Source organism: Sorangium sp. So ce887 (genome assembly GCF_051521455.1).
Taxonomy (GTDB): domain Bacteria; phylum Myxococcota_A; class Polyangia; order Polyangiales; family Polyangiaceae; genus Sorangium.
Window position 1 is genome coordinate 9,037,366 of sequence record NZ_CP150354.1, and the last position, 18,646, is coordinate 9,056,011.

The 18,646-nt window shown below is 71.9% G+C and carries 11 protein-coding genes; 3 read left to right on the forward strand and 8 right to left on the reverse strand.

The annotated features are described in order from the left end of the window. The first annotated feature begins 101 nt into the window (after positions 1-101). On the forward strand, positions 102-3,770 hold the full coding sequence (locus tag WMF36_RS33755; protein ID WP_437574901.1) for a DNRLRE domain-containing protein: 3,669 nt from the start codon (positions 102-104) through the stop codon (positions 3,768-3,770). A gap of 28 nt (positions 3,771-3,798) precedes the next feature. On the opposite strand, the gene WMF36_RS33760 is transcribed toward WMF36_RS33755, so the two are convergent. The 6 genes from WMF36_RS33760 to WMF36_RS33785 all read right to left on the reverse strand — a co-directional run bounded on the left by WMF36_RS33760 (position 3,799) and on the right by WMF36_RS33785 (position 12,089). Further along, positions 3,799-5,268 (reverse strand): NCS1 family nucleobase:cation symporter-1, encoded by a 1,470-nt coding sequence (locus WMF36_RS33760; RefSeq protein ID WP_437574902.1) that lies wholly within the window; start codon positions 5,266-5,268, stop codon positions 3,799-3,801. 84 nt (positions 5,269-5,352) lie between these two features. Next, on the reverse strand, positions 5,353-6,741 hold the full coding sequence (gene preA, locus WMF36_RS33765) for an NAD-dependent dihydropyrimidine dehydrogenase subunit PreA (protein ID WP_437574904.1): 1,389 nt from the start codon (positions 6,739-6,741) through the stop codon (positions 5,353-5,355). A 3-nt stretch (positions 6,742-6,744) separates the two neighbouring features. Further along, positions 6,745-8,148, reverse strand: a complete 1,404-nt coding sequence (locus WMF36_RS33770; RefSeq protein ID WP_437574905.1) for an FAD-dependent oxidoreductase — start codon at positions 8,146-8,148, stop codon at positions 6,745-6,747. Between the two features lie 30 nt (positions 8,149-8,178). Then, positions 8,179-9,582, reverse strand: coding sequence for a dihydropyrimidinase (hydA, locus tag WMF36_RS33775; RefSeq protein ID WP_437574906.1), 1,404 nt, complete (start codon positions 9,580-9,582; stop codon positions 8,179-8,181). A 186-nt stretch (positions 9,583-9,768) separates the two neighbouring features. Continuing rightward, on the reverse strand, positions 9,769-10,641 hold the full coding sequence (locus tag WMF36_RS33780; protein ID WP_437574907.1) for a nitrilase-related carbon-nitrogen hydrolase: 873 nt from the start codon (positions 10,639-10,641) through the stop codon (positions 9,769-9,771). Then, positions 10,641-12,089 (reverse strand): CoA-acylating methylmalonate-semialdehyde dehydrogenase, encoded by a 1,449-nt coding sequence (locus tag WMF36_RS33785; RefSeq protein ID WP_437574908.1) that lies wholly within the window; start codon positions 12,087-12,089, stop codon positions 10,641-10,643. The genes WMF36_RS33780 and WMF36_RS33785 overlap by 1 nt, the downstream gene beginning before the upstream one ends. A 664-nt stretch (positions 12,090-12,753) precedes the next feature. Here WMF36_RS33785 and WMF36_RS33790 point away from each other — a divergent pair. Both WMF36_RS33790 and WMF36_RS33795 read left to right on the forward strand, forming a co-directional pair. Further along, entirely contained in the window at positions 12,754-13,182 is a 429-nt protein-coding gene (locus WMF36_RS33790; protein ID WP_437574909.1) for a hypothetical protein, read from the forward strand. Positions 13,183-13,255: 73 nt separating this feature from the next. Beyond that, a complete protein-coding gene (locus WMF36_RS33795) occupies positions 13,256-15,592 on the forward strand; it encodes an Rv1355c family protein (protein ID WP_437574910.1) in 2,337 nt (778 codons plus the stop codon). 60 nt (positions 15,593-15,652) lie between these two features. On the opposite strand, the gene WMF36_RS33800 is transcribed toward WMF36_RS33795, so the two are convergent. Both WMF36_RS33800 and WMF36_RS33805 read right to left on the reverse strand, forming a co-directional pair. Beyond that, positions 15,653-16,033 carry an STAS/SEC14 domain-containing protein gene (locus tag WMF36_RS33800; protein WP_437574911.1) on the reverse strand — a complete coding sequence of 127 codons (381 nt, stop codon included), beginning with the start codon at positions 16,031-16,033 and terminating at the stop codon, positions 15,653-15,655. An 86-nt stretch (positions 16,034-16,119) separates the two neighbouring features. Further along, positions 16,120-18,255, reverse strand: coding sequence for a hypothetical protein (locus WMF36_RS33805; protein WP_437574912.1), 2,136 nt, complete (start codon positions 18,253-18,255; stop codon positions 16,120-16,122). Between the last annotated feature and the right edge of the window lie 391 nt (positions 18,256-18,646).

The window sequence follows — 18,646 nt, forward strand, 5'->3', positions numbered from 1 at the left end:
CTTGCGAGCATGCGCCGCGAGCTCGCTGCCCTTCCGCACGAAACGCTCCGGCGCCCGGTGTGCGCGCGCGAGGGAGCGCCAGCCAGATGGAGAACCAGCCCATGGGATATCGAATGGGGAGGATTGAACAGGTGATGGCGGCAGCCGCCATGGTGGGGGGATGCGCCTCCACGGAGGCGTCGCGAGACCCCTCCTCGTCCGTCGACGGCGCGGCGGCAGCGCCCGCGGCGCCGGAAGCCGCAGCGGCGCCCGCGCACCTGCGGGCGGCGTACATCGCTGCCGTGCAGTCGAGCGCGCCCGAGACCTACCGGGTCCGCGAGGTGTCTCTGGGCGGGAAGGAGCCCGGGCTGCGCGCGCCGAACCCGGCGCACCGGCTCACGACCGATTTCAGCGCGTCGGGCGTGCGGATCGCGCCGGACGACGGCGAGGGGCGGTGGAGCTTCTCGATGGCCCCCGCCCGGTACGGGTGCCCGGGCGATCTGCGCGAGGTGGCGAGCGCGGCGCCGAGCGCCGCGAACAACCGCGTGGAGCTCCGCCGGCAGGGCGCATCGCCGGGCGAGGAGCTCGTGGAGTGGTACGTGAACGGGCCGCTCGGGCTGGAGCAGGGCTTCACCGTGCCCGCGGCGCCGCCCTGCCGCGCGCCCGGGGACCAGGACCTCGTGATCGAGCTCGCCCTGGGCGGTGAGCTCCACGCGACGCCGCTCGGCGGGGGCGAGGGGGTCGCGCTGCGCGACGCCTCGGGCGCGGTGGCGCTCCGGTACACGGATCTCCACGCCAGCGACGCCGCGGGGCGGGCGCTGCCCGCGTGGATGGAGCTCGGCGTCGACAAGCGCATGCTGTCGCTGCGCGTGGACACCGCCGGGGCCGCGTACCCGGTGACGGTGGATCCGCTCGCCGCCTCGGAGCGGACGGCGCTCATCGCGGTCGACGGATCGAGCCAGGTCCACCTGGGCGGCGAGGCGATCGCCATGTCCGGCGACACCGCGGTCGTCGGGGCGCCCGGGAGCGCCGCGTACGTGTTCGTGAAGAGCGGCGGCGCCTGGGCGCAGCAGGCCAAGCTCGTCCCGAGCGACGGGGGCGGGGGCTACAGCGCCTTCGGGCGCTCCGTCGCGGTCTCCGCGGACACGGTCGTGGTCGGGGCGCCCAGGGACCCCTGGGACACCGGCGGCGTGAGCGCCGCCTACGTCTTCGTGCGAAGCGGGGGCGCGTGGTCCGAGCAGGCCAAGCTCGTCGCGAGCGGCGGGGTGTCGGACCGCATCGGCGCGGCCGTCGCGGTCGACGGCGACCGGGCCGTCCTGTCCGCCGCGAGCTCGGTCCACGTGTTCACGCGGAGCGGCGGCGCCTGGAACGAGGAGATCGAGCTCACCACCCCGGCCGGGGAGAACACCTGGACAACCCCGCCCGTCGCGATCGCGGGCAGCACGGTGGTCGTGGGCGCGCCGGGGAACGCGTGGTGGCAGGAGGACGACGGCGTGGGCGCCGCGTTCGTGTTCGACGCGAGCGACTGGGGCGACGTGCGCAAGCTCACGGCGCAGCCGACGGAGGGGCTGTACGATCGGTTCGGCAGCTCGGTCGCTATCTCGGGCTCGCGCATCCTCGTGGGCGCGCCGGGCGTCGTCATCCCGACGATGCCCTGGTACAAGCTCGGGCGCGGCATGGCCTACGTGTTCGACCGCGTGGGCAGCGGCTGGAGCCTGGATTCCAGGCTGATCGGGACCGACGGCGCGACGGGCGACGGCCTGGGAGGGGCGGTGGCGATCTCCGGCGACGTGGCGGTCGCCGGCGCGATCCAGGCCGATCGCTTCGGCCAGCCGGACGCGGGGGCTGCGTACGTGTTCTCGCCGGCGTCCGGCGAGTGGATCGAGACCGAGCAGGCCAAGCTCACCGGCAGCGGCCCGACCTTCGGCGGCTTCGGCAACGCGGTCGCCGTGTCGGGGAGCTCGGTCCTCGTGGGCTCTCCCGCCTACGCGTTCGAGATGGCGCAGGACGGCGACGGGGACGGGGTGGTCGACGCGCAGGACAACTGCCCTGCCGCCGCGAACCCCTCCCAGGTGGACGGCGACGCCGACGGCCTCGGCGACGCGTGCGACCCGCAGTGCGTGACCTTCCGGCGCGGCCTGGACGGCGGGGTGGCCGACGCGACGATCTGGCAGGTATCGCCTTCCTGGAACGACGGCGCGAGCACCACGCTCACGACGGGCACCGGCACGGGCGGCGTCCGGCGGAGCCTCCTCCGGTTCGACCTCGCGGGCGTCCCGGCGAGCGCGGAGATCGCCTCGGCGACGCTGTCGCTCTACCAGACCTACAAGGTCGAGAGCAGCGCCGTGCGCGTCCACCGGGCCACCGCCCCCTGGTCGGAGTCGACCGTCACGTGGGGCAGCTTCGGCGCCGGCGGCCACTTCGATCCGGCGATCGAGGCCTCCTTCGTCACCGGCGGGACCGGCGGCACCACCGGCTTCCGCACCGTCGACGTGACCGCGCTCGCGCAGGCCTGGGTGAGCGGCGCGGTCGACAACCACGGCGTGCTGCTCGAGGAGGCCGCGGTCACCCGGAGCACCCTGCGGAGCAGCGAGAGCGGCAGCGCCGCCGAGCGGCCGGCGCTCACGGTCTGCTACCACGACACCTGCGAGGACGGGATCCGGAACGGCGCCGAGTCCGCCGTGGACTGCGGGGGTCCGAGCTGCGCGCCGTGCGCCCCCGGCGCCCTCCTCTGGAGCAGGCTCTTCGAGAACGGCTGGGGCGAGGGGATGCGCGCGTACACCGTCACGGTCGGCAGCGGGGACAGCGTGATCTTCGGCGGCTACGCCTATGGTCCGATCGACTTCGCCGGGCAGGGCAACCCGACGTCCGTCGACCTGTACACGAGCGGGTTCCTCGCGAAGCTCGACGCCGCCGGGAGCTACGTGTGGGACAGGCGCCTGGCCGGCGACCGCACTTACCTGAGCGTCGCAGAGTCCGGGTCCGGCGAGCTGCTCGCGGGCGCGGATTTCGGGCTGCGGCGGTTCACCGCGTCAGGCAATCTCGTCGCGCAGATCGACGGCCTCGAACAGATCGAGATCGCCCGGGCCGGCTCGGGCGCCGCGCTCGCGGCGGTCATCCGGGACACGGTGGATCTCGGCGCCGGCCCCCTCGGCGGCGGGCCGGGCAGCGAGCTGCTGATCGCGCGGCTCGACGGGGCGGGCGCGCCGATCTGGGCCAAGACCTTCCCGACGATCCCGTACGAGAGCGGCCCCCGGAGCGTCGCCGTGGACGGCGCCGGCAACGTCATCGTGCTCGGCAGCTACGCCGGCATCATCGACCTCGGCGGCGGGCCGCTCACGAGCTCGCCGGCGGAGGACGGCATGTACCTGGCGAAGTTCGATGCGGCCGGCCAACACGTGTGGAGCCAGATCGTCTCCGGCACGCCGCAGGCGGCCGAGGTCGCCGTGGCCCCCTCCGGCGACCTTGTCGTCGCCTTCGGCGGCGCCGTGACGAGGTTCTCCGCCTCGGGCGCGCCCCTGTGGAGCGTCGACACGACCGGCCTCGGCCCGGAAGGCGCCTTTTACAACCTCCATGCTGTCGCCGTCGACGGGGCGGGCAATGCGATCATCAACCCGAACGGCGCGATCGCGAAGCTCTCGCCCTCGGGCGACGTGCTGTGGTCGGTCGACCCGATCGACGAGATGAGCTACGGCGGGATCCTCGATGTGGCCGTGGACAGCGCCGGCAACGTGATCGGCGCCGGCACGTACGACAACGGGGACGCGTTCGTCGTGAAGCTCGCCCCGTGACCCCCCCGCGCGCGGCGCCCCTCGCGCCTCAGCGCGCCGGCGACGCCCGCCGCGCCGCGGCGGGCTCCGCGCGGCCGGCCAGCGAGAACAGCAGGTAGAGCGCTCCCGAGACGAAGAACCCCACGAACCACGCATACGTGTAGATCGAGCGCATCACCTCCGGGACGGCGTCCTTCATCGACGGGATCGCCTCGGCCAGGAAGCCGGGCAGGTTGATGAGCACGCCGATCGCGAGGGCCGCCATCGCCCGCCAGTTCACCCCGCCGTGGTACTCGTAGGCTCCGCCGCGCCGGTACAGGTCGTCCACGTCGAGCTGCGTCTTCCGGAGCAGGAAGTAATCGGCGATCAGGATCCCGCCGATCGGGCCGAGGAGCGCGGAGTAGCCGACGAGCCACGTGAAGATGTACCCCTTCGACGACTCGATGAGCTTCCACGGCAGGATCACCGCGCCGAGGACGGCCGTGATCACGCCGCCCGCCCTCGCCGAGATGCGGTGGGGCGAGAGGTTGGAGAAGTCGTTGGCCGGCGAGACGACGTTGGCGGCCAGGTTCGTCGACAGCGTGGCGACCGACAGGCCCACCATCGCGAGGACCGTGATGAACGGGCCGCCGATCCGGGCCATCAGCTTCACCGGATCCCAGATGAGCTCCCCGAAGATCACCGGCGTGGCCGAGGTGACCGCGACCCCGATGAACGAGAACAGCACCATGGTCGCCGGCAGGCCGAGCGCCTGCCCGATCGCCTGGTCGCGCTGGCTGCGCGCGAACCGCGTGAAGTCCGGGATGTTCAGCGAGAGCGTGGCCCAGAACCCGACCATCGCGGTGAGGCTCGGCGCGAACACGCTGAGGAGCTGCCCCTCGGGGATCTTCGACGGCTGCGACAGCATCGGGCCGAACCCGCCCGCGCTGGCGTACGCCCAGCCGAGCAGCACGAGGCCCATCACGATGAGGAACGGCGCCGCCCACGTCTCGAGGAACTTAATCGACTCCGTCCCCTTCAGGATGAAATGGAGGTTGATCGCCCAGAAGGCGGCGAACCCGAGGAGCTCGCCGGGGTGGATGCCGATCACCCCCTTGAACGCCGCCGAGGTGAGCGGCGCCTCCACCGAGGGCAGGAGCGCGACGAGGAGCTGCCAGAGCGCCTGCCCGCCGAGCCACGTCTGGATGCCGAACCACCCGCAGGCGACCAGCGCGCGCAGCACCGCCGGCACGTTCGCGCCCGTCACGCCGAACGACGCGCGGGCGAACACCGGAAACGGGATGCCGTACCGGGTGCCCGCGTGGGCGTTCAGGATCATCGGGAGCAGCACGATGACGTTGCCGAGCGCCACGCACGCGAGCGCCTGCTGCCAGCTCATCCCCTGATCGATGAGCCCCGAGGCCATCGTGTACGTGGGGATGCAGACGGCCATCCCGATCCAGAGCGCCGCGAAATGCCCGAGCTTCCAGGTGCGCGCCGCCTCCGGGGTGGGCGCGAGATCTTCGTTCGTCAGCGACATCGATGCTCCTCCCTGCCAACTCCGCCGGCGCGTGCGCGTTCGCGATCGTCGCGGGCTCCAGGCCGGCGGGTCAGGAGCCCGGGATCATGAGCTCCGCGCGCGGGCGGTGGCTTCCAGCCCGCCAGGCACGAAGTCTGTCCCCTTCTGGACACGGTCGTTCCACGTCTCAGGCGGCCTGCCTGAAGGCACCTCCCTCATCGTGATGCACCCGGAGACCGGGCACACCAGCGCGCACAGGTTGCAGCCGATGCACTCTTCTTCGTCCACGAACGGGACGCGCGACGGCGCGGCGACCCCGCTCGGGTTCGCCGTCACGGCGCGATCCGGGATCACCTTCGGGAGGTGGGTGTGGCCCGCCGCGCGCGCCTCCGCCTCCGTCCTCCCCGGCAGGTGGATGCACTGGTGCGCCCCGTCCATGCAGGCGACGTAACAGAGCTGGCACCCGATGCACTTCTCGGCGCTGATGTCCGCGACCACGCGGTACGAGAGGTCGAGATCGCCCCACTCCTGCACCTGCGGGACCGCCCTGCCCCGGAGCTCGCTCACCGAGCGCATCCCGTGCTCGTCGAGCCAGTCGCCGAGCCCCTCGATCATCTCCTCGACGATGCGGTAGCCGTGGTGCATCACCGCGGTGCAGACCTGCACGCTGGTCGCGCCGAGGGCGATGAACTCCGCGGCGTCGCGGGCGCTCGAGATCCCGCCGATGCCCGAGATGGGCAGCCGGCCGATCTCGGGGTGGCGCGCGAGCTGGCTCATGAGGTGGAGCGCGATCGGCTTGACCGCGGGCCCGCAGTAGCCGCCGTTGGTCGACGCGCCGCCGACCCGCGGCAGCGGGACCATCCGCTCCAGATCGACGCCCATCAGCGACTTGATCGTGTTGATCAGCGAGATGCCGTGCGCCCCGGAGCGGAGCACCGCCTCGCCCGGCTCGACGATGTCGCCGACGTTGGGCGTGAGCTTCACGATGACCGGCGTCGTCGCGAACTCGACGGCCCACCGCGCGATCTCCTGAAGGACCGCCGGCTCGTTGCCGACGGCCGAGCCCATGCCGCGCTCGCACATCCCGTGCGGGCAGCCGAAGTTGAGCTCGAGCCCGTCGGCGCCCGTGTCCTCGGCCTTGCGGATGATCTCGCGCCACTCGTCCTTCGTCTCGACCATGAGCGAGGCGATGAGCGCGTGGCCCGGATAGCGCCGCTTGACCTCGCGCATCTCCCGGAGGTTCACGTCGAGCGGGCGGTCGGTGATGAGCTCGACGTTGTTGAGCCCCATGAGCCGCATGGTGCCGTAATCGATGCCTCCGAAGCGGCTCGACACGTTGACAATCGGGTTTCCGAGCGTTTTCCAGACGGCGCCGCCCCAGCCGGCGTCGAAGGCGCGCCGGACCTGATCGCCGGTGTTTGTCGGCGGCGCCGAGGCGAGCCAGAACGGGTTCGGGCTCTTGATCCCGGCGAAGTCGATAGAGAGGTCGGCCATCGCTCAGCTCCCTTGCGGTGCGGTCCCGGGCGCCGCGTCGCCCGGCCGCGTCATCATCGCTTCGTGCATCGCGCGCGCGGCGATCTTCGCCTCGGCGACCGCGTTGACGACCTCTTTGCCGCCGTTCACGCAGTCGCCGCCGCTGTAGACCTTCGGGTTGCCCGTGCGGTGCGTCGCCGGGTCGACCACCACGCGCCCCCGCGCGTCGAGCGCCACGCCCTCGAACGCGAGCGCCATCCGCGTCGCCCGGCTCTGCCCGATCGCGACCGCGACGAGGTCGGCCGGCACGAGCGCCTCGTCGACCGGCGCCGGCGCGGGGCCCTGCGCCGCCGGCCGCGCGTCCGCGGGCGCGACCCGCAGCGCGACGACCCGCCCGCCCTCGCGCACCACCTCGACCGGCACCCGGTTCTCGACGAGCCGCGCGCCGGCGACCCGCGCGCCCTCGAGCTCGTGCGCGTAGCCCGACATCTCGGCCTCGGAGCGGCGGTACACGATCGCCACGTCGACCCCGAGCAGCGCGAGCTCGTGCGCGACGTCGAGCGCCGTGTTGCCGCCGCCGACGACGGCCGCGCGCCGCACGCCCGCGAGATCGAGGCGCGGATCGGCCTTGAGCCGCTCGATGAACGCGGTCGCGCCCACCACGCCCTCGCCGTCCTCCCCGGGGATGCCGAGGCGCGCGTCGGCGCCGAGGCCGAGCCCCAGGAAGACCGCGTCGTGCTCCGCGAGCAGATCGCGCGCCGAGACCTCCCCCGGCGCGGTCGCCCGCTCGACCACCGAGACGCCGGTGCGGAGCTCGATGTCCCCGAGCGACAGCACCCAGGAGAGCTCGCGGAGCGCCTCGTCCCCCTTCATCTTGTAGGGCGCGATCCCGAGCGTGTTCAGGCCGCCGGGGATCGACCTCTGCTCGAAGATCACGGCGCGGTGCCCCTCGAGGGCGAGGTAGCCCGCCGCGGCGATCGACGCGGGCCCCGCGCCCACGAGCGCGACGCTCCGGCCCGTGGGCGGCTTCGCCCGGAAGAGCCGCGGATCGCGCGCGAGCGCCGACTCGACGGCGTGGCGCTGGAGGCGGCCGATCGCGATCGGCTCGCGCCCCCACGCCTTGTACACGCAGTCGCCCGCGCAGAGCACCTCCACGGGGCACGCCTGCCCGCACGACTGGCCGAGCAGGTTGGCCGTGAGGATGGTGCGGGCGGCGCCCTTCACCTGGCCCGTCGCGATCTTCCGGATGAAGCTCGGGATATCGATGGAGGTCGGGCACGCCTTCACGCAGGGCGCGTCGACGCAGTAGAGACACCGGTTCGCCTCGGCGATCGCCTCGGACTCGGTGTAGCGCGGGCTCTTGTCCTCGAATCGCTCTTCGATCCGGCCGGACGGGAGGGCTGAGAGGCGGGTCGGGGCTCGGGTCATGCTCGTGCTCGCGCGATCCTGCGGTTTCGACTACGCGGCCCGGGAGCCCTGGGTCGGGCCGAGCCGGCGCGGCAGGTAGCGCCCGGCGCCGCGCTCCACGTCGAGCTTGCCGTCCGAGCACTGCACCCGGCCGTTCACGACGACGTGCGTCGGCCTCCCCTTCACCTCGAAGCCCTCGAAGATGCTCCGGTCGCACCGGTGATGGTGGGTCTTGGCGGAGATCGTGCTCGTCCCCTTCGGGTCGAACACCACGAGATCCGCGTCGCCGCCCGGCACGATCGAGCCCTTGCGCGGGTACAGCCCGAAGATCTTGGCCGGCTGCGTGGAGAAGAGATCGACGAAGCGGTGGACGTCGATCCGCCCCTCGAGCACCCCGTAGGTCCAGAGCAGCGCGAGCCGGTGCTCGATGCCGGCGGCGCCGTTCGGGATCCGCGAGAAATCGTCCTTGCCCATGTCCTTCTGGCCGACCTGGTTGAAGGGACAGTGATCGGTCGCCACGGTCTGGATGAGCCCCGTCGACAGCGCGGCCCACAGCGCGTCCTGGTGGCCCTTCGGCCGGATCGGCGGGCTCATCACGTAGGCCGCCCCCTCGAAGCCGGGCTTGTCGTAGACCGAGTCGTCGAGCAGGAGGTACTGCGGGCACGTCTCGGCCATGACCACCTGGCCCCGGCCCCGCGCCTCGGCGACCGCGGCGAGCGCCTCCTTGCAGGTGAGGTGCACGATGTAGATCGGCTCGCCGAGCACCCGGGCGAGCATGATCGCGCGCCCCGTCGCCTCCCCCTCGATCGGCGGGGGCCGGCTCTCCGCGTGGTGCCGCGGGTGGGTCTTGCCCTGCTTCAGCAGCTTCTTCTGGAGCGCCACGACCGCGTCGCCGTGCTCGGCGTGGACGGTCACGAGCGCGCCGAGGCCCTTGGCGGCCTCCATCACCTGGATGAGCTCCGGGTCGTCGACGCCGATGGCCCCGCGGTAGGCCATGAAGGTCTTGAACGACGGGATGCCGTGCTCGCGCGTGCAGACGGCCATCTCCTTCAGGGTCTCGTCGCCGAACCAGGTGACGGCCATGTGAAAGGCGTAATCGGACACCGCCTTCTTCGCCTTCTCGTTCCACATCGCGAGCCCGTCGAGCAGCGGCTGCCCGCGGCTCGGGATCACGAAATCGATGATCGACGTCGTGCCCCCGGCCACGCCCGCCGCGGTGCCTGTCTCGAAGTCGTCCGAGCTCTCCGTCCCCATGAACGGCAGCTCCATGTGCACGTGGGCGTCGACCCCGCCCGGGAAGACGAGCTGCCCCGAGGCGTCGATCACCGTGTCTCCCGCGCGCTCCTTCGCGAGCCCCGCGCCGACGGCCGCGATCTTCCCGTCCTCGCAGTAGACGTCGCCGATGAACCGGTCGCTCGCTGTGATGATCTCGCCGTTCTTGATCAGGATGCCCATGTTGCTCCTCCGCGGGTGCGCGCCGGGCGGCGGGTCCCCTCCGGGGGACGGCGCCGCCATGGCGAGGGAAACGCCGGGGGAGAGTGCCGGCCGCGACCAGCGCCCCGGCGCTGCTGGTGCCTTCGCGGTGGACGTCGCATGGCTCGGCTAAGCGCTCGCCGTCCTCATCGCCGCGGCCGAGGGCCCTCAGGGCAGCTGCTTCGTGAGCTCACCGTAGCTCTCGGGCCGGCGGTCCCTGTAGAACTGCCACGTCCGCCGGACCTCCTCGATCAGGTCGAGGTTCATCTCGGCGACGACGAGCTCGTCCTTGTCCTCGCTCGCCGTCGCGAGGAAGCTGCCCCGCGGGTCGCAGAAGTAGCTCGTGCCGTAGAACTTGCCGATGTTCCACGGCGCCTCGGTGCCGACGCGGTTCGAGGCGGCGATGAAGTAGCCGTTGGCCACGGCGTGCGCGGGCTGCTCGAGCTTCCAGAGATACTGGGAGAGCCCGGCGACCGTGGCCGAGGGGTTCCACACGATCTCGGCGCCGTTCAGGCCGAGCAGCCGCGCCCCCTCCGGGAAGTGGCGATCGTAACAGATGTACACGCCGATCCGCGCATACCGCGTCTGGAACGTGGGATACCCGAGATTCCCCGGCTTGAAGAAGAACTTCTCCCAGAACCCGTTCGTGTGCGGGATATGCGTCTTCCGGTACTTGCCGAGGTACGTTCCGTCGGCGTCGACCACGGCCGCCGTGTTGTAGTAGACGCCCGCCATCTCCCGCTCGTAGATGGGGATGATCATCACCATCTTGTACTTCTTGGCGTAGGCGGCGAGCCGCTCGACCGTCGGGCCGGGGACGGGCTCGGCCACGTCGCACCAGATCGCGTCCTGCGAGGGACAGAAATAAGGCGTGTTGAAGACCTCCTGCAAACAGAGGATCTGCACCCCCTTCTTGCCCGCCTCGTCGATGAACGGGAGGTGCTTCTCGAACATCGCGTCCCGGATCGAGAGGACCGAGGCGCCCTCGTCGTGGATCGGGGTCGAGCACTGGATGAGCCCGCCAAGTACGTTTCGTGCCATCAGAACCACCTCGTGATGACGATCTTGCGCTCCGTGTAGAAGTCGATGGCCGTCGGGCCGTGCGCCTTCAGGTCGCCGAAGAAGCTGCCCTTCTGGCCGCCGAAGGGGAAGAAGGCCATCGGCGCCGCGACGCCGATGTTCACGCCGACCATCCCGGCGGCGACGCGGTGCTGGAACTCGCGCGCGGCGCGGCCGCTCGACGTGAAGATCGACGCCGCATTGCCGTACTCGCTCCGGTTCGCGATCGCGATCGCCTCGTCGAGGTCGTTCGCGCGCATCAGGCAGGCGACCGGGCCGAAGATCTCCTCGGTCGCGATCACCATCCCCGGCCGCACGTCGTCGAAGACCGTGGGCCCGACCCAGTTGCCGTCCGGATACCCCTCGACCCGCGCGTCCCGGCCGTCCAGGAGGAGCGTCGCCCCCTCCGACACGCCCTTGGCGATGTACGAGACCACCCGGTCCCGGTGCGCCGCCGAGATCACCGGGCCCATGGTCACGCCCTGCGTCGCCCCGTCGCCCAGCACGATCGCCTTCGCGTAGCGGACGAGCCCCTCGCGCATGGCCTCGTACGCGTCGCCGACGCACACGACGACGCTGCCCGCCAGGCACCGCTGGCCCGAGCAGCCATAGATCGACTCGGCGATGTTGCCGATCGTCTTCAGCCGATCGGCGTCCGGCATCACCACGAGGAAGTTCTTCGCCCCGCCGAGCGCCTGGACCCGCTTACCCGCCTCGGCGGCGCTCCTGTACACGTGGCGCGCGACCGTCGACGAGCCGACGAACGAGACGCCCGCGATGTCCCTGTGCGCGCAGAAGGCGTTCACGACGTCGCGGCCGCCGTGGACCAGGCTCACGACCCCGGGCGGCAGCCCGACCTGCTCGATCAGCTCGAAGATGCGCTGCTGCGAGAGCGGGACCTGCTCCGACGGCTTGAGGACGAAGGTGTTCCCCGTGGCGATCGCGTAGGGCAGGAACCAGAGCGGGACCATCGGAGGGAAGTTGAACGGCGTGATCGCCGCGAAGACGCCGAGCGGCTGGCGGACCGTGTGGCAGTCGATCCCGGACGCCACGTCCTCGAGGGCCTGTCCCATCATGAGGGCCGGGATGCCGGCCGCGTGCTCGATGTTCTCGACGCCGCGGCCGAAGTCGTTCCTGGCCTCGACCAGCGTCTTGCCGTGCTCGGAGGTGCAGATGGCCGCGATCTCGTCGCGGTGGGCGTCGAAGACCTCGCGCATCTTGAAGAGGTAGCGCGCCCGCTGCACCGGCGGCGTCGCGCTCCAGCCGGGGAACGCCGCCTGCGCGGCCTTCACCGCCGCGTCGACGTCCGCCGCGGTCGAGAGCGGGACCTTCGCAAGAGATTCCCCGGTGGCCGGGTTCTTCACCTCGAGGTGCGTCGTCCCCGAAGAGCGAGACCAGGCGCCGCCGACGAAGTTTTCCAGCACGCGCATCGCGAAACACCTTTCCCCCGGCGAGGTGGTCACATTGACATCCGCAGCAAGCAGGGCGCCGGCCCTGTCCGCTGGACAATACAACCCACCGATCGAGCGCTACATGCGGTGGGGGTCCTCCGTCAAGCCTCGGTGCGACGTGCCCGCGCCGCAGCCGCCGTGCGAAAGACCCTCCACGCACATTCCGTAGTATAGACCACAGCGTAGCTGACAGCCCCCGGTGCAACTGCCCAGCAGCACGTCATGAAATCCATTCGAAACAACTCAGGTACGCCCTGGTCGCGCACGCGATCGGCGCGATCGGCGCGACCGGCGCGACCGGCCAGCACACGCGCGCGTGCGCGCTGGCGCCAGCGGACGTCGCCTCGTTCGGGCGGCGTCAGCAACCGCGGCCTTCCAGACCGAGCCGGCCCGACGCCGCGGCCGCGCGGATCGGCGCCGCGGGCGCGCGGATCGGCGCCGCGACGCGCGCGCCGCATGGCGCCAGCACCGCGTCGAAAGTCGCTCCCGATCGTTGCTGCGTCTATCGAACCGTCCTAGGTGCAACGACATGGATCTCGCAAACCCTAGTCCCCGCCGCGCGGCGGTCCCAGGAGACGACGCCTGCGCGATCTGGCGGCTCGGCGGCGCGAGGACGTAAGCTCTGCGTGCGCTCGGTGAGACGATGACCCGACCCACCATGATGTTCGACATGACGGAGCAGGTGCTCATCGCCGTCCATGGCAGGGAACCGCCGAGCGATGAAGAGTGGGATTCGTACATGCAGGCCGCAGGCACTCTGCCCCCCACCTGCACCAAGACGATCGTCGTGACCGCCGGCGGAGGCCCCAACGCGAAGCAGCGCGCATCCATCAACGATTTCGTGAGCAAGAACACGCTCACCGTGGCGATCTGCACGGACGCGCTGCTCGTCCGGCAGATCGGGACTGCGCTGAGCTGGTTCAACCCCAGGGTCAAGGCGTTCCGGGGCAACGACATCGCGGCCGCCCTGCGCTATCTGGACGTCACCGGGCCCGAGGCCGCCCTCGTGCACCAGAAGGTCGCGAAGATGCGGCTGGAGATCGAGGGCAAGACGGCCCGCGCGACGCGCTGATCCCGGGCGCGCTCGGGGCCGCGGCGATGCCAGCACCCTTGCGCCGGGGCGAAGGAGAGGCCGGAATACAACGATGAACAAACCCGTCTGGCAGCAGCTCATCGGCGAGCACCAGGAGCGGGGGGCCGCGTCGCTCGAGTGGAAGCCGCGGCTCTTCCGCCCGTCGCGCGAGGACGACGCGGAGCGGCTCGGGCGCGCGCTCCGCGACGACGCGCGCCTCCAGGTCTTCGACGCGATCGACCGGCAGCTCGCGGACCTGATCAAGACGCGGCACCCGCGCGGGCCCCTCGGGGAGCGAGAGGCGGCGCGGCTCGTGGGAGAGCACCTGAACGGCGTCCCGCGCGAGGCCTATGGAGTCTGGGTTTACTATCCGTGGTCGCACCGCCTCGTGCACCTGCTCGACGAGGCCGAGTTCGTCGAGCTCAGGACCAACCGCAACCGGTACAAGATCAGCGGCGAGGAGCAGGAAGCGCTCGCCCGCCGGCGGATCGGCGTCGTCGGGCTGTCGGTGGGGCAGTCGGTCGCGATGACCCTGGCGCTCGAGCGGAGCGCCGGCGAGCTGCGCATCGCGGACTTCGACCACCTCGATCTCTCGAACCTGAACCGGATCCGGACCGGCGCGCACAACCTCGACCTGCCGAAGGTCGTCGCCACCGCGCGCGAGATCGCCGAGCTCGACCCGTTCCTCGAGGTGAAGTGCTTCCCTGAAGGGGTCACGGAGGACAACGTCGAGCGGTTCCTGCTCGAGGGCGGCAAGCTCGATGTCCTGGTGGACGAGTGCGACAGCCTCGATGTCAAGCTGCTGCTCCGCGCGAGCGCGCGCGCTCACCGCATACCGGTCCTGATGGAGACGAGCGACCGGGGGCTCATCGACGTCGAGCGCTTCGACCGGGAGCCGGATCGGCCGATCCTCCACGGGCTCGTCGGCGACCTCAGCCCCGAGCAAGTCCGCGGCCTGTCGACCGAGGACAAGGTGCCTTATGTCATGCAGATCATCGGGCAAGACGCGATCTCGACCCGGCTCCGCGCCTCCCTCATCGAGGTGCAGCAGACGCTGAGCACGTGGCCCCAGCTCGGATCGGCGGTCGTCCACGGCGGGGCGGCGGCCGCGGACACGGCGCGCCGGGTCGCCCTGGGGGAGCCGGTGCGGTCGGGCCGGTATTACGTCGACCTGGAGCAGCTCATCAGCGGCCCTGAGGCGGAGCCGCCCGCCGCGGCCGAGCCCCCCGCGCCGGGAGCGGCGCGCGTGTCCGACGCGCGGAGCCCGGCCCTGGCCGCGGCGTCGCTCGCGCCGCTCCCCGCCGGCGAGGCCGGCGCCCTCGCGCTCGGCCCGGAGCGGCTGCGGCGGCTCGTCGAGGCGGGCATCGCGGCGCCCTCGGGCGGCAACTGCCAGCCCTGGCTCTGGGTCCACGAGGGTCGCCGCCTCGGGCTGTTCCACGACCGCGCGCGCTCCGAGTCGCTCGCCGACTTCCAGGGGGCGGGCGGCGTGGTCGCGCTCGGCGCGGCCGCCGAGAACGTCGTCCTCGCCGCGCACCGCGAGGGCCTGAGCGTGCGCGTCTCGCCCTTCCCGCACGGCGAGGACCATGACCTCACGGCGACGTTCGAGTTCTTCGACGCGCCGGTGAGCGGCGCGGAAGAGCACGCGAGGGATGGCCTGGCGGAGGCCATCGGGCGCCGGCACACGAACCGGCGCCGGAGCCAGCGGGCGGCGCTCGCGGACGAGCACCGGGCCGCCCTCGACGCCGCGGTGCGCTCCGTCCCCGGGGCGGCGCTCCACCTGATCGAGGCGCCGGCGGAGCTCGACGAGATCGGCGCGCTCATCGGCGCCGGCGACCGCCTCCGGCTGCTCTCGAAGCCGACGCACGCCGACATGATGAAGGAGATCCGCTGGACCGAGGCCGAGGCCGAGGCGCACCGGGACGGCCTGTTCGTCGGCGCGCTCGATCTGTCGCCGGGCGAGCTCGCCGGGCTACGGGCCTGTCGCGACTGGCGCGCGATGGAGCTCGTGCGGCGCTGGGGCGGCGGCCGAGGGCTGGAGAAGATGGCGCAAAAGGCGATCTCCAGCGCCATGGCCGTCGCGCTGATCACCCTGCCTCGCGCCGGGCTCACCGATTATTTCCAGGGCGGCAGGGCCCTCGAGCGAGCGTGGCTGGCCGCGACGCAGCGATGCCTCGCGGTCTATCCGATGGCGACGCTGCCTTACCTCTTCGCGCGGCTGATCCGCGGCCGCGGCGCGGGGATGGATCCGGAGACGATCGAGGCCGGGCGCCAGCTCCGCGCGCGGTATCTCCAGCTCTTCGACGTGACCGACGCCACGGCGGAGATCCTGCTGTTCCGGCTGTCGCTCGCGGGCCCCCCGGCGACGCGCTCGCTCCGCCGCCCCGCGGAGGACGTGCTCCTCCTGCGCTGACCGCGCCCGCGCCGTCGCGGCGGCGCCGGCCGGGCCCGCGGCGCGCCCGGCCGCGGCCCGTCACGGCGAGGCGCGGTCGCCGAGCAGCCAGCTCCGCGCCGACCCCTCGTCCTTGAAGATCCGCACGGCCTGCCCGGTCCCCGCCTCGCGGGCGATCCGGCCCGCCTGCAGCGCCGCGAGATCGCTCTGGACGAGCGCCGCGGCCCTGACGACGCCCATGGCGGCAGAGCTCACCTCGATGTCGCGAAGGAGCTCGGTCGCCTCCTCCGAGGCGATGGAGAAGCCACGGAGATCCATGAGGACACGGATCCTCCGGCCGTAAAGCGAGCCCAGGGCCTTCCTGTACTCCGCGGCGTACGCGTGCGCCTCTTCCGTGCGCACGACGCCTTGAAACGCGACCTCGATGAGCGCGTTGATCTTATCGATCTTGATCTTGTACATACCGCCTCGCCTGGGGGGCCGGGAGCGGGAGGCGGCGACGTCCCGCCGTGGCGCGCGGGCTCAGGACGTCATCGCCCTCGCCGACCTCAGTGCCGCTTTGGCTCGGTGAGCCTGTAGACATGCTCCACGAACTCCGGGATGAGCTCCCTCGCGAGGATCCACAGCCTGCCTTCCCCGAGGTCGTTCAGGCTGGCCCGACCGGCGTAGGCCGGCCGGCCGTGCTCGCGGAAGTGGATGAACGACGTCCGGTGAGCCCGCTGGAACCAGCCGCACGCCGCGTCGAGCAGCGGACCGAACGCGGCGTCTCCGCCGGGGCGCATGGGGATGAGGCGGACCGAGTCGAGCAGCCGGAAGAGGTTGGTGCCGAGCTCGCCGAGCTCGAGGATGGCGGCCGCGACGGGCGCGCCGCCGCTCCGCGCGACGAGGAACGCGCGCTCCCGATCGAGGCCCGCGCTGCGCCAGCGCTCGATGCACGGCCCCATCGCGAACCTGCTCGGCACGAGGTCCAGCGCTTCGGCGTACATGCGCGGCGACGCCTCGCAGAGCTGGCCGAGCAGCTCCGCCTGCTCGGGCGGGGTCGCCGCGCCGATGTCGAGGTGCCCGCCCGGGGGGTCGTTCGCCCGAGGCGCGCCGCGCGCGTCCACGCCCACCAGGTGGAACGGCAGCGACAGCACGAGCCCCGTCCTCTCGTGCACGCGGGCGAACTCGAAGAGGGATCGCTCGTTCCACGCGACGTGCGCCTCGGCGTAGGCGATGATATGGCGGCACTCCGGGTCCGCCTGCGCGTGCTCGAAGCACCGAGTGAACATGTCGCGGAGCACCTGCCGGGAGGTCAGGTTCGACGCGCTCTTCGGCCTCTTCGCGAGCTGATGAATCATCCACGTGCTGTGGTATGGCTTCATGATCGAGAAGTTGCCCTCGATGCCGTGCTCGGACAGACACGCCACGTTGTACAGGAGGTGCGGTATGGCAGCGGCCTTCTGCGCCATGGTCAGGAAGCTCGGTTTGATGGCGTCGAAGTGCTCCGGGCGCCTCCCGGAGAGGCTGAAGTAACCCGACGAGTCGAAGAGATCCCAGAGCTGCGCCTGCCAGGCGGCCCCGCCGTAGGTGGTCGCGTGCAGGATGCGGGACACGAGCCGCAGCCAGCGCCGCTCGTCCTCGCGCCTGGCGGCCACGACCTGCATGCTGCAGAGCTGGGCGGCGCCCTCGGCGGCGGACAGCGACTGCACCTCCCCGCGCAGGTGGATCACCCCGTCGTCGCCGTCGGGGAGCTCCAGGGCGAGCTTGAGCCGCGGGCTCAGCGGCGGCTGCCCCTCCCGGAGCACGAGGCGCAGGATCGAGAACGACACGTCGACCACCTCCGCCTCGACCGGCGGGAGGTGGAGCCACTGCGGGTGGAGGAAGCGCGCGGTGAGCTCGACCTCGACGCCCCGCTCATGGAGGCTCTGGCGGAGGCGCTCCACCCGCGCCGGCAGCGCGGAGACGAGCTCGCCCGGGCGCACCTGCTCCGCCCGGATGTTGAACCGGAAGACGGAGCTGTGCCCGGCGATCTCGACCGCGGCGGCCTCGTTCCAGCCCTCGATGCCGAACCAGCGGACCGTCCCGGGCCCCACCTCGCCGAGCATCACGCACAGCGACGGCGCGCTCTCGGCGGCGCGGCGGACGATGCCCTTCTTGCGCAGGAGGACGCTCAGGATGTCGCGCACCCGCCGCGGGTCGTCGATGACCTCGCGCACGTGCCCGGCCTCCGCGGCCGAGGACCTGAAGAGGCTCGAGGCCGCGGCCTTCGCCGCGCCGGCGTCGACGAGGGCGCGCAGCGCCTCGCGGATCTGGCCGCTCGCGCGCGCGGACACCTCCTGGAAGGAGAGCCCGATGAGCGGGCCCCGCAGGCCCATCGACTGCAGCACCAGCAGGGCGGGGAGCGGGCCGATCTCGACGCCGCGGAAGTACAGGCGCACGGAGGCCACGCTGCCGAAGGGGAACGAGGTCTGGTAATCGGGCTCGATCCAGGCGCCCATCGAGCCGAGCAGGACGACCGGATAGCTCGGGTCGAGCCCCTCGATACGCAGCCAGACCTCGTCTCCGTCCAGCCAGCACGCCTCCGGCTCCTCGGCCGGCGCATCGTCCCCAAAGAGCGCTCGCCCGAGCGATAACCGGTCAGCGCCGCCCCGGGCAGCCCAGCTCGCCTCCTGCCCGAATCCGACCTTCGGAACCAGCGTCACGAGGTCGTCCCCCCCTCCATGAGACTACCTGTTCCAGGTGGAGAACAGGCGACCACGCCGCTTCGCCCGTGTGGCGAAAAGGCACAGCCCCCCTCGGCGAGCTCGCCAACACCCCTCAGGAGCTCACCTGGAAGCCAGGAAGAAGGCAGATCCACTTGATCGTACTTCCATAACATCTGTACCGGATGTCAACAACCTGCGTCAAGCGGCCCATGGCGCTCGCGTCGGTTCGCGTCGGTTCGCGTCGGCTCGCGTCGGTTCGCGTCGGTTCGCGTCGGTTCGCGTCGATCACCTGGATGGGCGCGCCCACAGCGACGCTGGCTTTTACCCTGCGCGCTGCGCCCCGCCCCCGCGCCCTGAACGCGGAAGCAAGATCACCCCGGAACCAGCG